The organism is Kitasatospora sp. NPDC093558, assembly GCF_040683475.1.
GTDB lineage: Bacteria > Actinomycetota > Actinomycetes > Streptomycetales > Streptomycetaceae > Kitasatospora.
The window spans coordinates 1-14,398 of sequence record NZ_JBFBDY010000144.1 but is presented as its reverse complement, the minus strand read 5'-3'; the positions used below and the strand labels follow the sequence as shown (position 1 = coordinate 14,398).

14 protein-coding genes and 1 pseudogene are annotated in these 14,398 nt (G+C 75.7%); 10 read left to right on the top strand and 5 right to left on the bottom strand.

Annotation, left to right across the window (positions count from 1 at the left end):
• The 7 genes from AB0O00_RS16570 to AB0O00_RS16540 all read left to right on the top strand — a co-directional run.
• A partial coding sequence (locus AB0O00_RS16570; protein WP_363652338.1) for a CobD/CbiB family cobalamin biosynthesis protein occupies positions 1–811 on the top strand: 811 nt, incomplete at its 5' end.
• Complete coding sequence (locus AB0O00_RS16565; RefSeq protein WP_363652337.1) at positions 808–2,328, top strand: cobyric acid synthase; 1,521 nt, start codon at positions 808–810, stop codon at positions 2,326–2,328. The genes AB0O00_RS16570 and AB0O00_RS16565, both read left to right, overlap by 4 nt.
• Positions 2,325–4,433 carry a putative cobaltochelatase gene (locus AB0O00_RS16560; protein WP_363652335.1) on the top strand — a complete coding sequence of 703 codons (2,109 nt, stop codon included), beginning with the start codon at positions 2,325–2,327 and terminating at the stop codon, positions 4,431–4,433. The genes AB0O00_RS16565 and AB0O00_RS16560 overlap by 4 nt, the downstream gene beginning before the upstream one ends.
• 6 nt (positions 4,434–4,439) lie before the next feature.
• The gene (gene cobO, locus AB0O00_RS16555; RefSeq protein WP_363652333.1) at positions 4,440–5,045 is read left to right on the top strand and encodes a cob(I)yrinic acid a,c-diamide adenosyltransferase; all 606 of its coding nucleotides are present in this window, start codon (positions 4,440–4,442) and stop codon (positions 5,043–5,045) included.
• A 4-nt stretch (positions 5,046–5,049) separates the two neighbouring features.
• On the top strand, positions 5,050–6,417 hold the full coding sequence (locus AB0O00_RS16550) for a cobyrinate a,c-diamide synthase (protein ID WP_363652331.1): 1,368 nt from the start codon (positions 5,050–5,052) through the stop codon (positions 6,415–6,417).
• Entirely contained in the window at positions 6,414–6,962 is a 549-nt protein-coding gene (gene cpt, locus AB0O00_RS16545) for a chloramphenicol phosphotransferase CPT (RefSeq protein ID WP_363652329.1), read from the top strand. The genes AB0O00_RS16550 and cpt overlap by 4 nt, the downstream gene beginning before the upstream one ends.
• 51 nt (positions 6,963–7,013) lie before the next feature.
• On the top strand, positions 7,014–7,484 hold the full coding sequence (locus tag AB0O00_RS16540) for an OsmC family protein (protein ID WP_363652327.1): 471 nt from the start codon (positions 7,014–7,016) through the stop codon (positions 7,482–7,484).
• Positions 7,485–7,487: 3 nt separating this feature from the next.
• Here the strand turns inward: AB0O00_RS16540 and AB0O00_RS16535 are convergent, their stop codons facing one another.
• Positions 7,488–9,080 carry a serine/threonine-protein kinase gene (locus AB0O00_RS16535; protein ID WP_363652325.1) on the bottom strand — a complete coding sequence of 531 codons (1,593 nt, stop codon included), beginning with the start codon at positions 9,078–9,080 and terminating at the stop codon, positions 7,488–7,490.
• 92 nt (positions 9,081–9,172) lie between these two features.
• Positions 9,173–9,745: a TetR/AcrR family transcriptional regulator gene (locus AB0O00_RS16530; protein WP_363652323.1), complete on the bottom strand. Its 573-nt coding sequence runs from the start codon at positions 9,743–9,745 to the stop codon at positions 9,173–9,175.
• Positions 9,746–9,844: 99 nt separating this feature from the next.
• Between AB0O00_RS16530 and AB0O00_RS16525 the strand changes: the two genes are divergently transcribed.
• Complete coding sequence (locus AB0O00_RS16525; RefSeq protein WP_363652321.1) at positions 9,845–11,017, top strand: FAD-dependent monooxygenase; 1,173 nt, start codon at positions 9,845–9,847, stop codon at positions 11,015–11,017.
• Between the two features lie 149 nt (positions 11,018–11,166).
• On the top strand, positions 11,167–11,682 hold the full coding sequence (locus AB0O00_RS16520; RefSeq protein ID WP_363652319.1) for a hypothetical protein: 516 nt from the start codon (positions 11,167–11,169) through the stop codon (positions 11,680–11,682).
• Positions 11,683–11,705: 23 nt separating this feature from the next.
• On the opposite strand, the gene AB0O00_RS16515 is transcribed toward AB0O00_RS16520, so the two are convergent.
• Together AB0O00_RS16515 and AB0O00_RS16510 are read right to left on the bottom strand one after the other, a co-directional pair.
• Positions 11,706–12,161, bottom strand: a complete 456-nt coding sequence (locus tag AB0O00_RS16515; protein WP_363652318.1) for a hypothetical protein — start codon at positions 12,159–12,161, stop codon at positions 11,706–11,708.
• Positions 12,162–12,289: 128 nt separating this feature from the next.
• Positions 12,290–12,820 carry a MarR family transcriptional regulator gene (locus AB0O00_RS16510; RefSeq protein ID WP_363652316.1) on the bottom strand — a complete coding sequence of 177 codons (531 nt, stop codon included), beginning with the start codon at positions 12,818–12,820 and terminating at the stop codon, positions 12,290–12,292.
• Between the two features lie 134 nt (positions 12,821–12,954).
• Between AB0O00_RS16510 and AB0O00_RS16505 the strand changes: the two genes are divergently transcribed.
• Positions 12,955–13,905, top strand: coding sequence for an EamA family transporter (locus AB0O00_RS16505; RefSeq protein ID WP_363652314.1), 951 nt, complete (start codon positions 12,955–12,957; stop codon positions 13,903–13,905).
• Positions 13,906–13,982: 77 nt separating this feature from the next.
• On the opposite strand, the pseudogene AB0O00_RS16500 reads toward AB0O00_RS16505, so the two are convergent.
• Positions 13,983–14,398: pseudogene (locus tag AB0O00_RS16500) on the bottom strand (hypothetical protein); the annotation flags it as partial.

The following is a 14,398-nucleotide window of genomic DNA, read 5'->3' as shown; positions in this document are numbered from 1 at the left end:
CCGGGCCGCCGGGGCCGCGTACACGGCGCTCTGCGTGAGCACCGTCGCGGCCGGCGCGGTGGCGCTGGACCGGACGGTGGGCCGCCGGCCGCTGGGCCGGGCCGCGCTGGCCGCCGCCGCGACCTGGACGGTGCTCGGGGGCACGTCGCTGACCCGGGAGGCGCGCACGATCGGCCGCGCGCTGGCCGAGGGCGACCTCCCGGCCGCCCGCGAGCGCCTGCCGCACCTGTGCGGACGCGACCCGAGCGCGCTGGACGGGCAGCAGATCGCCCGCGCCGTCGTCGAGTCGGTGGCCGAGAACACCGCGGACGCCGTCGTGAACGCGCTGGCCTGGGGCGCCCTCGCCGGCACGCCCGGGCTGCTGGCCTTCCGCGCCGTCAACACGCTGGACGCGATGGTGGGCCACCGTTCGCCGCGCCACGCCCGGTTCGGCTGGGCCTCGGCCCGGCTGGACGACGTGGCGGGCTGGCCGGGCGCCCGGCTGACGGCGCTGCTGACGGTGGCCGCCGCGCCGCAGCCGCGGACGGCCTGGCGGGTGTGGCGGCGGGACGGTTCGGCGCACCCGAGCCCGAACGCGGGGCAGGCCGAGTCGGCGTTCGCGGGCGCGGTGGGCGTGCGGCTGGGCGGCACGCTGCGGTACGGCGAGCGCGTGGAGCACCGGCCGGTGCTGGGCGCGGAGTTGCGGCCGGTGACGGTGGACGACATCGAGCGGGCCTGCGCGCTGTCGCGGCGGGTGGGCGCGCTGGCGCTGGGTACGACGGTCGCGGGGCACGTCCTGCTGCGATCGGTGCTGAGGAGGGGAAGGGCATGAGTAACGCTCTGCTGGTCGCGGGGACGACCTCGGACGCGGGCAAGAGCGTCGTCACGGCGGGCATCTGCCGCTGGCTGGCCCGCCAGGGCGTCGCCGTGGCGCCGTTCAAGGCGCAGAACATGTCGCTGAACTCCTTCGTGACAGCCGACGGCGCCGAGATCGGCCGCGCCCAGGCGATGCAGGCGCAGGCCGCCCGGGTGGAGCCGGAGGCGGCGATGAACCCGGTGCTGCTGAAGCCGGGCGCGGACGGCCGCAGCCAGGTGGTGCTGCTCGGCAGGCCGGTCGCCGAGGTCGGCGCGCTGGACTACCGCGAGCGCAAGCCCGTCCTGCTGGAGCGCGCCCTGGAGTGCCTGGCGGACCTGCGCCGCCGCTACGACGTGGTGGTGTGCGAGGGCGCGGGCTCGCCCGCCGAGATCAACCTGCGGGACCGGGACATCGCCAACATGGGCCTGGCGACGGCCGCCGGGCTGCCCGTCGTGGTGGTCGGCGACATCGACCGCGGCGGCGTGTTCGCGGCGATGTACGGCACGCTGGCGCTGCTGTCCGCCGAGGACCAGCGGCACGTGGCCGGCTGGTTCGTCAACAAGTTCCGCGGCGACGCCCGGCTCCTGGCACCCGGCCTGGAGATGCTGCACGGCCTGACCGGCCGTCCGGTGCTCGGCACGCTGCCGATGCTGCCCGGGCTGTGGCTGGACGCCGAGGACTCGCTGGACCTGTCGACGGTCGTGGACCGGGTCGACGGGCGCGGGCCGCTCGGGGCGGACGTGCTGCGGGTGGCCGTCGTGCGCTTCCCCCGGCTGTCGAACTTCACCGACGTGGACGCGCTGGCGCAGGAGCCCGGCGTGCTCGTCCGCTGGGCGACCAGGCCGGAGGAGCTCGCCGACGCCGACCTCGTCGTGCTGCCCGGCACCCGGGCCACCGTGGCCGACCTGGCCTGGCTGCGCGAGCGCGGCCTCGAGCCGGCGCTGAAGGCGCGGGCGGCGGCCGGCCTGCCGGTCCTCGGGGTCTGCGGCGGCTACCAGATGCTGGCGGGCTCGATCGTCGACGACGTCGAGTCGAAGGCCGGCGCCGTCGACGCGCTCGGCCTGCTGCCGACGCACGTGCGGTTCGGCGTGGAGAAGGTGCTCGCGCGGCCGGTCGGCGAGGCGTACGGGCAGCGCGTCGAGGGCTACGAGATCCACCACGGGGTGGTGGCGGTGGAAGGCGGTACGCCGTTCCTGGACGGCTGCCGGGTGGGCTCCGTCTGGGGCACGACCTGGCACGGCGCGCTGGAGAACGACGGGTTCCGCCGCGAATTCCTGCGCGAGGTGGCCGGGTTGGCGGGCCGCGCGTTCGTGCCGGCGCCGGACACCTCGTTCGCCGAGGCGCGCGAGGCCCGGCTGGACCGGCTGGGGGACCTGATCGAGGAGCACGCGGACACCGACGCGCTGTGGAAGCTGATCGAGGGCGGGGTGCCGGCGGCCGGATCGCTGCCGAACCTGGCGCCCGGGGCGCCTGAGGAGGCTGGCAACGCATGAGTGACGTCCGCTACCCGTTCACCGCGGTCGTCGGGATGACCGACCTGCGGCTCGGACTGCTGCTGAACGCGGTCTCCCCGGCCGTGGGCGGCGTGCTGGTGCGCGGCGAGAAGGGCACCGCCAAGTCGACGATGGTCCGCGCGCTGGCCGGCCTGCTGCCGTCCATCGCCGCCGTCGACGGCTGCCGCTTCGCCTGCGACCCGGCCGCGCCGGACCCGCAGTGCCCGGACGGGCCGCACGCCTGCGCCGGGAGCCACGAACGCCCCTCCCAGCTGGTCGAGTTGCCGGTCGGCGTGGCCGAGGACCGGATCGTCGGCTCGCTCGACCTGGAGCGGGCGCTCGCCGAGGGCGTCAAGGCGTACGAGCCCGGACTGCTCGCGAAGGCGCACCGCGGGGTGCTCTACATCGACGAGGTGAACCTGCTCCAGGACCACGTCGTCGACCTGCTGCTGGACGCCGCCGCGATGGGCCGCTCGTACGTCGAGCGCGAGGGCGTCTCGGTGCGGCACGCGGCCCGGTTCCTGCTGGTCGGCACGATGAACCCGGAGGAGGGCGAGCTGCGGCCGCAGCTCCTCGACCGGTTCGGCCTGACCGTGGAGATCGCCGCGACGCGGGACCCGGCCGAGCGCGCCGAGGTCGTGCGGCGGCGGCTCGCCTACGACGCGGACCCGGCCGCCTTCGCGGCGCGGTTCGCGGACGACGAGCGGGCGCTCGCCGAACGGATCACCGCCGCACGGGAGTTGCTGCCGAAGGTCGAGCTCACCGACGTGGCGCTGCGGCAGATCACCGCCGTGTGCGCGGCGTTCGAGGTGGACGGGCTGCGCGCCGACATCGTCATGGCGCGGACGGCGGTCGCGCTGGCCGCGTGGGACGGGCGGACGGAGGTGCTGGAGGAGGACGTCCGCAAGGCCGCCCAGCTGGCGCTGCCGCACCGGCGCCGCCGCAACCCGTTCGACGCGCCCGGGCTGGACGAGGAGCTGCTGGACCGGACGCTGGAGGAGCACGCGCAGCCGGAGCCCGAGTCCGAGCCCGAGGGCTCCCCGGAAGGCGGGTCGCCCGAGCCGGACGGCGATGGTGACGGCCCCGACGGCGACGGCCCCGGTCCGGACGACGACGACGGCCCCGGCCCGGACGGCGGCGGTGCGCCCGAGCCCGAGCGCGGTCCGGAGGCGCCGGAAGCCGCCGCCTCGGACGCCCCGGACCTCGCCGAGCAGCAGCAGCCCGTCCCGGCCCAGCACCCCGCCCCCGCACGGGAGTCGGCGCCGGTCGCGGCCGGCGACCCGTACCGCACCCGGCTGTTCGCCGTACGCGGCACCGGCCACGGCGCGCAGGGCCGCCGCTCCCCCGCCGAGACCGACAGCGGGTACACCGTCCGCGCGCGGCGCCCCCAGGGCGCCCTCAGCCGGCTGCACCTGACCGCCACCCTGCAGGCCGCCGCGCCGCACCAGGTGGCGCGCGGGCGCTCCGGCGCCGCGCTCGTGCTGCGCAAGGACGACTTCCGCGAGCAGGTGCGCAAGGGGCGCGAGTCCAACCTGGTGCTGTTCGTCGTCGACGCCTCGGGCTCGATGGCGGCCCGGCAGCGGATGACCGCCGTCAAGGGCGCCGTGCTGTCGCTGCTGATGGACGCCTACCAGCGGCGCGACAAGATCGGCATGATCACCTTCCGCGGCGCGGGCGCCGAACTGGCGCTCCCGCCCACGTCGTCCGTCGAGGTCGGCGCGGCCCGGCTGGAGTCGCTGCCCACCGGCGGGCGGACCCCGCTGGCCGCCGGCCTGCTGCGCGCCCACGAGGTGCTGCGGATCGAGCGGCTGCGCGACCCGGCCCGCCGTCCGCTGGTCGTCGTCGTCACCGACGGACGGGCCACCGGCGGGCGCGACGCGCTCGCCCAGTCCCGCCGCGCGGCCGGGCTGTTCGCCGCGCAGGGCGTCGCGAGCGTGGTCCTGGACTGCGAGTCCGGCCCGGTCCGGCTCGGCCTCGCCAGGACCCTGGCCGGGCACCTCGGCGGCACCGCCGTCACCCTGGACGAGCTGCGCGCCGAGGGCGTCGCCTCGCTCGTCCGCGAAAGTCGCGAGAACCGTCCCACGACCGTACGAAAGGCGGCCTGAGCAGCCATGCCCAAGGGTGTTCCCGAGAGCGTTCCCGACGACGGCCTGACGACCCGCCAGCGCCGCACGCAGCCGATCACCGCCGTCCACACCGGCCCCGGCAAGGGCAAGTCCACGGCCGCGTTCGGCATGGCACTGCGGGCCTGGAACCAGGGCTGGTCGGTCGGGGTGTTCCAGTTCGTGAAGTCCGCCAAGTGGAAGGTCGGCGAGGAGAACGCGCTGCGCGTCCTCGGCGCCTCCGGCGAGGGCGGCACCGTCGACTGGCACAAGATGGGCTCCGGCTGGTCGTGGATCCAGCGCTCCAGCGAGATGGAGCTGGACAGCGAGGCCGCCGCCAAGGAGGGCTGGGAGCAGGTCAAGCGCGACCTCGCCGCCGAGACCTACCGCTTCTACGTGCTCGACGAGTTCACCTACCCGATGCACTGGGGCTGGATCGACCCGGAGGAGGTCGTGTCCGTGCTCGGGGACCGCCCGGGCAGCCAGCACGTCGTCATCACCGGCCGGTACGCCCCCGAGGCGCTCACCGGCTTCGCCGACCTCGTCACCGAGATGACCAAGGTCAAGCACCCCATGGACGCCGGCCGCAAGGGCCAGCGCGGCATCGAGTGGTGACACCGTGAGCATCCCGCGCCTCGTCGTCGCCGCGCCCTCCTCGGGCGCGGGCAAGACCACCGTCGCCACCGGCCTGATCGCCGCGCTCGCCGCGCGCGGGCTCGCGGTGTCCCCGCACAAGGTCGGCCCGGACTACATCGACCCCGGCTACCACGCGCTGGCCGCCGGGCGTCCGGGCCGCAACCTGGACGCCTTCCTGTGCGGGCCGGAACGGATCGCGCCGCTGTTCCTGCACGGCTCGGCCGGGGCGGACGTCGCCGTCGTCGAGGGCGTCATGGGGCTGTTCGACGGGGCGTCGGGGCGCGGGGAGCTGGCGTCCACGGCGCACGTGAGCAAGCTGCTGCGCGCGCCGGTGGTGCTCGTGGTGGACGGCAGCTCGCAGTCCCGGTCGGTGGCCGCGCTGGTGCACGGCTTCGCCTCCTGGGACCCGGAGGTGCGGCTCGCCGGGGTGATCCTCAACCGGGTCGCCTCCGACCGGCACGAGCAGCTCCTGCGCGAGGCGCTGGAGGAGGGCTCCGGCGTGCCCGTCCTGGGCGCGCTGCGCCGCTCGACGGCGGTCGCGACGCCCTCGCGCCACCTCGGGCTGATCCCGGCCGTGGAGCGGTCGGCGGAGGCGCTGAAGGCCGTCGCGGACATGGGCGAGCTCGTCGCCGCCTCGGTCGACCTGGACGCCGTCCTGGCGTTGGCCCGCACGGCACCCGGCCTGGACGCCGAACCGTGGGACCCGGCGGCCGAGGTCGCGCCGGTCGCGGGCCGGCCCCGGATCGCCGTGGCGGGCGGCGCCGCGTTCTCCTTCTCGTACGCCGAGAACGCCGAACTCCTGGCCGCGGCCGGGGCGGAGGTCGTCCCGTTCGACCCGCTGCACGCCTCGGGACTGCCCGAGGGCACGGCCGGGCTCGTCATCGGCGGCGGCTTCCCCGAGCTGTACGTACGGGAGTTGAGCGGGAACGCCGGACTGCGCGCGGCGATAAGGGAGTTCGCCGCCTCCGGCGGGCCGATCGCGGCCGAGTGCGCCGGACTGCTCTACCTGGGGCGGGAGCTGGACGGAAAGCCGATGTGCGGCGTGCTCGACGCCACCGCCCGGATGACCGAACGGCTCACGCTCGGCTACCGGGAGGCCGTCGCCCTGCACGACTCCCCGCTCGGCCCGGCCGGGACCAGGCTGCGCGGGCACGAGTTCCACCGGACGGTCTGCGAGCCGGGCGCGGGCGAACACCCCGCCTGGGGCTGGCGCCAGCCCACCGGCCCCCGCACCGAGGGCTTCGCGGGCGGCAACGTCCACGCGTCGTACCTGCACCTGCACTGGGCCGGGACGCCGGAGCTGGCGGGCTCGTTCGCCGCTGCCGCGGCGGCGTACCGGGGTTCGCGGTGAACGTCATCGTCCTCAACGGGGGCTCCAGCTCGGGCAAGTCGAGCATCGCGCGCCACCTGCAGGACCTCCTGCCGGAGCCCTGGCTGCACCTCGGCACGGACACCCTGGTCGCCGCGCTGCCACCACGGCTGCGCGAGGGCGGCGAGGGGATCGGCGGTCTCGATGACGAGGACGCCGACGGTGTGGTGAGCGTCGGACCGGCGTTCGCGGCGCTCGACGCGGCCTGGACGACCGGGGTCGCGGCGATGGCGCGGGCCGGGGCCAGGATCGTCGTCGACGAGGTGTTCCTCGGCGGCGCGGCCTCCCAGCAGCGGTGGCGGGCGGCGCTGGACGGCCTCGACGTTCTGTGGGTCGGCGTGCACTGCGACCCCGCCGTCGCGAGCGCCCGGGAGGCGGCGCGCGGCGACCGGGTCACCGGGATGGCCGCGGCGCAGGCGCACGCGGTGCACGACGGCGTCGCGTACGACCTGGTCGTGGACAGCGCGCAGGCCACGGCGGCCGAGTGCGCCCGTGCGATCGCCGAGCGGGTCGCGCCCGCCGATTGACGTCCTGCGGTCGACCGTTCCGCAGGTTCCGGTACGAGGAAGGGCACGGGCATGGCCAAGCTGCACACGTACACCACCGAGATCACCTGGACCGGCAACCAGAGCACCGGCACCAGCGACTACCGCTCCTACGGCCGCGACCACGACGTCGCCGCCGACGGCCGGCCGACCATCCCCGGCTCGTCCGACCCCGCCTTCCGCGGCGACCCGGCCCGCTGGAACCCGGAACAGCTGCTCCTCGCGTCGATCTCGCAGTGCCACCTGCTCTGGTACCTGCACCTGTGCGCCGTCAACGGCGTCGTCGTGACCTCGTACGTCGACAACCCGGTCGGCACGATGGCCGAGACGCCCGAGGGCGGGCACTTCACCTCGGCGGTGCTGCACCCGCGGATCGAGGTCGCCGCCGACGGCATGGTCGACAAGGCGCTCGCCCTGCACGCCGACGCGCACCGGGCCTGCTTCATCGCGAACTCGGTCAACTTCCCGGTCCGCCACGAGCCGGTGGTGACGGTCGCGGGGTAGTCGCTAAAGGGCCAGGGTCTGCCAGCCCCGGGTGATCAGGTCGTGGACGGCCGCCGGGTCCGGGGCCGCCTGCTGGGCCTGCGCCAGTGCGGCCAGCAGGGCCGCGCCGTCCGCCGGGCGCTGCGCCGGGTCGATGGCGAGGGCGCGGGTGACGACGGCGGCGAGCCCCGGGTCGAGGGCCCGGACCGCCGCCACCGCGGCCGGTTCGGGCCCGGTCTCCACGATCCGGCGGATCACCGCGCCCGTGTTGGTCGCCGCGAACGGGCTCGCGCCGTGCGCCGCGCACACCACGCAGCACGCCCACGCCCACACGTCGGCGGCCGTGCCGGCCCGCTCGTCGCCGAACTGCTCCGGCGCCATGTACGTGAGGGTGCCGGGGCCGCCGCCGGTCATGGTCAGCCGGGTGCCGTCCACGATCGCCGCGATGCCGAAGTCCAGCAGGCGCGGGCCTGCCGTGGTCAGCATGATGTTCGCCGGCTTGAGGTCCCGGTGCACCAGCCCGAGCCGGTGCACCCCGGACAGCGCCACCGCCAGCGCGAGCGCCAGGGCGCGCAGCGCATCGGCGGAGCGGATCGGCCCCTGCTCGCGCAGGTGGACGTCGAGCGGGCGGCCGTCGAGCAGCTCCATCGCGAGGTACGGGCGGCCCTGGTCCACGCCCGAGTCGAGGACGCGGGCGGTGTAGGCGCCCGGGACCATCGCCAGCACCTCGGACTCGCGCTGGAAGCGGCGCAGGAGCTCGGCGTCGTCGAGGAGTTCGAGGTTGATGGTCTTGAGGGCGACCTGCGTCGCGGAGCCCTGCCGCTGGGCGAGGTACACCGTGCCCATGCCGCCGGAGCCGATCCGGCCGAGGAGCTGGTAGCCGCCGATGGTGCGGGGCTCGTGAGCGCCGAGCGGCTGCCCGACGGGCGGGACGTACGGGGCCGGCGGGGCGGGCGGGGCGTACTGGGGTGCGGGCGGGGCGTGTTGGGGTGCGGGCGGGGTGTACTGGGTGGGCACGTACGCCTGCGGGATGCTCGGCGGGGGCAGCTGGTCCACCCGGGTTCCGACCGCCTTCGCCCTCGGGCTGGTGATCAGCGCGACCGCCTGGAACAGCAGGGCCGGGATGACCAGGATCACCGGCAGGAGGAACGCGCCGATCAGCGCGCGGAGCAGAACCCCGCCGCCGATCCGGAGCCGGGTGGAGCGCGCCGACCGGACCTCCTCCGGCATGCCGACGACCAGCAGGTTGCGCTGGGTCAGGAACCAGAACAGCAGCCAGAGCACGAGGCCCGTGATCACGGGGACGAGGTACCAGAGCTGCGCGTCGGAGCGCGATATGTGCAGGTCTAGGGCGAGGATACGAGAGTTGTCGACATCGATCGGCTCCCGCACCATCCGGTAGAAGCGGCTGTTGCCCGGGAGGTAGAGCAAGGTCTCCACCGCTGCGGCGAAGAGCAGACCCAGCGTCAGCTCACCGATGATCGCACCCACGCCGCCCGGCGGCCCCGCGCTCGCGTCCACGCCGACGGCCGCCAACGCCCTTCGGCGCGTGGCCCGTTGGGCGCGCAGCAGCACCGGGAGCGCCGCCAGCCGCAGCAACACCAACCCGGGAACCACGATTATCAGGAAAGATCCCACGGCGCCGCCCTTCCCCCTGCACACCCGCAGTTCGGGCACACGGAGTATAGGCGGCCCGGCACTTCCCAGTACTACGGGCCGAGCAGCCCGGCCAGGTACCGCGCGACCTCGTCGCGCAGCTCGGCGGCCGTCGGCGGCCGGCCGTGCCCGCTGCCGGCGGTCGCGTTGAAGAGCACGCCGTCGCACCAGCGGATAAGGCGGCGGGCGTCGGCGGCGGGCTCCGGGGAGCCGCAGCGGGCGAGGAGGATCGTGGCGACGTCGAGGAAGCGCGCGCCCAGCCGGTCGTAGACGTCCCGCAGTTCGGGGCGGCGGGCGGCCTCCAGGGCGAGTTCGAAGCGCGCGACGGTGAGGGCGCGGCCGGTGGTCAGGGCCTGGTGCAGGCCGTCGGCGGCGGTCTGGGTGAGCAGTTCGCGGGGCGAGCCCGGCAGCAGGGCCGGGTCGGTGAAGCCGGCGTGCTCCAGCGCGGCGATCCGGGTCAGCGCGAGTTCGAGCAGGGCGGCCCTGGTCCGGGCCAGGTTGGACGTCGAGCCGGTGGGCAGCCCGGCCGCCTCGTCCACCGCGCGGTGGGTGAGCCCGCGCAGGCCGCGTTCGGCGATCAGGGCGATGGCGGCGTCGGCGATCAGGGTCGGGCGCGGGGGCGTCATGGGTCCGATCATGGCCGCTCACCGGCCCCATCCCCAACTCACTACACATGTAGTACCGTGTCGATCAGTGGCAACTACAGATGTAGTGAGGAGCTCACCATGCCCTTGAACCAGGCGATCGTCATCGGCGGAGGCATCGGCGGCCTCGCCGCCGCCCTCGCCCTGCACCGGCGGGGGATCCCGGTCACCGTCCACGAACGCGCCGCCTCCCTCGAACCCGTCGGCGCCGGACTCGCCCTCGCCCCCAACGCGCTCCGCGCCCTCGACAGCCTCGGCGTCGGCGACCGCCTCCGCGCCCTCGCCGCCCCGCACCCGGCCGTCGGCCTCCGCCGCCCCTCCGGCCGGTGGCTCGCCCGCAGCAGCACGGGCGCCGTCGAGGCGTACTTCGGCGACCCCGTCGCCGCCGTCGCGCGGGCCGCCGTCATCGACGCCCTCGTCGAGGCGCTCCCCGAGGGGACGGTCCGGACCGGCTCCGCCGCCACACTGGTCAGCCCCGGGGACGCCGCGAACCCGGCCGTCGTCCACACCCCCGACGGCGAGTCGGCCGCCGGGCTCGTCGTCGGCGCCGACGGCATCCGCTCCGCCACGCGCGCCACGCTCTTCCCGCAGCACCCCGGCCCGCGCTACTCCGGCTTCACGACGTGGCGCACCATCGTCGACACCCCGGCCCGGCGCCCGGCCGGCGTGGGCGAGGTCTGGGGCCGGGGGCGCCTCGCCGGGATCGTCCCGCTCGCCGACGGCCGCGTGTACGTCTACGCCGCCGCCCTCGCCCCGGCCGGGGAGCGCTCCCCCGACGAACACGCCGAGCTGCTGCGCCGGTTCGGCACCTGGTGTGCACCGGTGCCCGAACTGCTCCGGCAGGCCGACCCCGCCCGGATCCTGCGCCACGACGTCTGGGAGCTCGCCGACCCGCTGCCCGCCTACCACCGGGGCCGGGTGGCCCTGCTGGGTGACGCGGCGCACGCGATGACCCCGTTCCAGGGGCAGGGCGCGTGCCAGGCCATCGAGGACGCCGTCGTCCTGGCCGCGACCGGCGCCGACCGCCTGCCCGCCTACACGGCCGCGCGCCTGGCCCGCACGACCCGCATCGTCACCGGCTCCCGCCGCATCGGCGCCCTGGTCGCCCTCCGCTCCCCCACCGCCGTCCTCCTCCGCGACACCACCCTCGCCCTGGCCGGCCTCCTCCCCGACCACCACCTCCTACGCCGCACGGCCCCCACGTACAACTGGCAGCCTCCGGCGCTCGAGACCCCGAGCACGCCCACCCCGTGACCGCCCTGGCTGACCCGGCACAGGGCTCGACCTGGCGGTGCGGGTGCTCTGCGACGCCGAACACCCGCACGCCCGGCTGGCCCGGAGCCTCCGCGCCGACCCGCAAAATGGCTGGCCGTGGGAACGAGGCAGGCGTCAGGCTGCCGGGCATGGATCGCTTGTTCACACTCGCCTGGCGGTACGCCGCCGGGCTCGTCCGGGCCGAGCAGCTGCCGATGGAAGCCGCGCACCTGCTGGCCGCCGATGTGGACTCGCCCGCGTTGCGCGACCTGGCGGGGTGTTCCGGGCGGGAGTCCCGCTACGAGCTCGTGGGGCTCCTCAAGCAGGCCCTCGCCGAGTCCGGCACCACCCTTCCCCATTGGGAGACCGCCGAGCGCTGCCACCTCCACCACCTCGCGGGCCTGCTCGCCGCGGGCCACGCGACGTCCGCCGAGGTCGCGGCCCCGCTCTGGGAACGGCCGGACATCGCACACACGGGCGCCGAGCACGAGTTCCTTGTGGCGGTAGGCCCGAAGCACCACGTCGCACACATCGCAGCCCACGATCCCGCGGCTCACCAGGCCTGGGAGTCCGCCATGGTCGCCGCTGCGGCACGGCTCGCGCTCACGACGCCCGCCGAAATGGACGCCATCCGCGCCCGGCTACGCTTCAGCGGGGACAAGTAGGCGCCGCCCCGAAGTCGGGCCCCCTACGGCCGGCGGGCGGCGAAGGTGCCGTGGAGGGGGTCGGCGCGGTAGCAGGAGGGGCAGCGGAGGCGGGTGTAGATCGCCACCGGGCCCATGCAGACGTCCTCGCGGCCGTCGGCCGGGGAGGCGGAGGCGGCGGGTCCGCCGCACTCCAGGCAGCGGCGGGTGGGGCGTTCGGCGGTGGAGCAGGCGCGGCAGAGCATCCGTTCCGGGGTTTCGGCGTGGACGACGACGGGCTGGGGGCCACCGGCACAGAGGTGCTCGCAGAAGGTCCAGGTGTCGTCCGCCTCGGCGGCGAGCATCCGGGCGCGGGCCTCCTGCTGCCAGCGGGCGGCCTGCTGGACCGGGATCGTCACCGGCGGGCCCCAGCCGGCCGCGATGAGCCACTCCCTGCCTTCGGCGCCGGCGGCTCGGAGCTGGTCGTCGACGGCGATCTCCCTGGGCGTCCTGTCCTTCATCGGCCTTCTCCTCCGGCAGGGTTGTGCCGGGTCTAACGCGGCCGGGGATTGGTTGGATACGCGAACCACCGCGGCGCACGCGCGAGAAGTCGGCCGGGCCGACTTCTCGCGTACGACGCCCGCTCCGCCTACAGCCGCTCGATGTCCCCGTGGGCGACGAGCAGCTTCTTCAGCAGCGCGTCGAGCTGCGCCTGTTCGTCCCGGTCGAGCGCGGCGAGGAGGCGCCGTTCATTCCGGACGTGACCGGGCAGCAACGCGTCGACGAGGTCCTTGCCCTCCGGGGTGAGCCGGACCAGGACCGCCCGGCGGTCGCTCTCGCAGGGGCGCCGCTCGACCAGGCCCTTCGCGGACAGGCGGTCGACCCGGTTGGTGATCGCACCCGACGTCACCATCGCGGACTTGAGCAGCCCGCGGGCGTTCAGCTCGTACGGCTCGCCGGCCCGGCGGAGCGTCGCGAGGACGTCGAACTCCGAGGTGTCCAGGCCGTGTTGGGCGAAGTACTCGCGCAGGGCGGAGTCGACGCGCAGGTTGTAGCGCCGCAGCCGGCCGATCAGGGCCATGGGTCCGCTGTCGAGCTCGGGGCGGGCCCTGGCCCACTGGTCGACGATGTCGTCAACGGTGTCACGCTGCCGCGCCCGCTCCTGCGCCTGCTCTTGCATGGCCTCCGCCTTCCTCGGCCGCTGTCCGGACCTCTCCGGACCACACTTATCTTAACCTTCACATACTTGACGTTCACAGATCCTCGGCGCAGTATTTATCTCAACGTTCAGATACTCAACGTTCAGGGGAAGCCATGGATCGGAACCGCCTGGGGGTGGCCGCCACCGCCGCCCTCGCCCCGGCCGCGTGGGGCACGACCTACCTCGTGACCACGCAGCTCCTGCCCGAGGGCCGCCCGCTGCTGCTCGCCGTGGCCCGGGCCCTGCCGGCGGGGCTGCTCCTGCTGCTCATGGGGCGCAGGCTGCCGAAGGGGCGCTGGTGGGGGCGCGCGGCCGTGCTCGGGATGCTGAACATCGGGCTGTTCTTCCCGCTCGTCTTCGTCGGCGCGTACCGCCTGCCCGGCGGGGTCGCGGCGACCATCGGGGCGATCCAGCCGCTGCTCGTCGCCGGGTTCTCGATCGGGGTGCTCGGTCTGCGGCCCGGACGGCGGACGGTCCTCGCCGGGCTGGCCGGGGTCGGCGGCGTCGCGCTGCTGGTCCTCAAGAGCGGCGCGCAGCTGGACGGCATCGGCATCGCCGCGATGGTCGCGGGGATCGGGCTGATGGCGATGGGCACGGTCCTCACCCGCCGGTGGGGCCGTCCCGAGGGCGCGACCCTGCTCGACCTGACCGCCTGGCAGCTCCTGGCCGGCTCGGTCTTCCTCGTCCCGCTGGCCGCCGTCGTCGAGGGCGCGCCGCCCGCGCTGAGCGCCACCAACCTGGCCGGGTTCGCCTACCTCGGGCTCTTCGGCACGGCGGTCGGCTACGTCCTCTGGTTCCGCGGCATCGAGCGGCTGGGCGCCGGCCCGGCGTCCTTCCTCGGCCTGATCAACCCCGTCGTCGCGACGGTCGGCGGCCTGGTCGTCCTCGGCCAGACGCTCACCGCGTGGCAGGTCGTGGGCCTGCTGATCGCCCTGGGCGCCCTGGTCGCCGGCCAGTCCCCCAGCCGGGCCGCGCGCCGCAAGGCCCCCGCGACCCCGGCCGCTGTCCCCGCGCCGGCCGCGACCACCGCCCCAACCCCCGAACCGGCGCCTGCCACCCGCTGAGTCCCCGTGCCCCCGCCGAGCCCGCTCGGCGGGGGCACTCTGCTGGGGGCCCAGACCGCGAACCCCACACCGCGGCGTCAGCCGGTGGCGCGGATGTAGATGTCGGCGGCGCCGGGGAGGCCGCCGGGGATGGTGGAGACGTAGATGCGCCGGGCGGCGGTCGCCGTGGGAGCCGGGGTCGCCGGAGCGCTCGGGACGGCCGCGGCGGACGGGGACTCGGTCGGGGTGAGCGTGGGGGTCGGCGAAGGGGTGGACGGAGGCGGAGTGTCGTCCCCGTCCGCATCGTCGTCATCGGCGGCGACGTCCGTGGGCGAGGCATCCGCCGTCGGCCCGGCCACCGGCGTCACCGTCGGCTCGGGCGATGAGGGCGATGAGGCCGACGCGGCCGACGCGGCCGACGCGCCCGACGCGGCCGACGCGGGCGTCGCCTCCGGCGGCTCCGGGGCCGCCGTCGGTGGGGTGCCGCCGGGGGCGGTGGAGAGGTCGGGAGGGA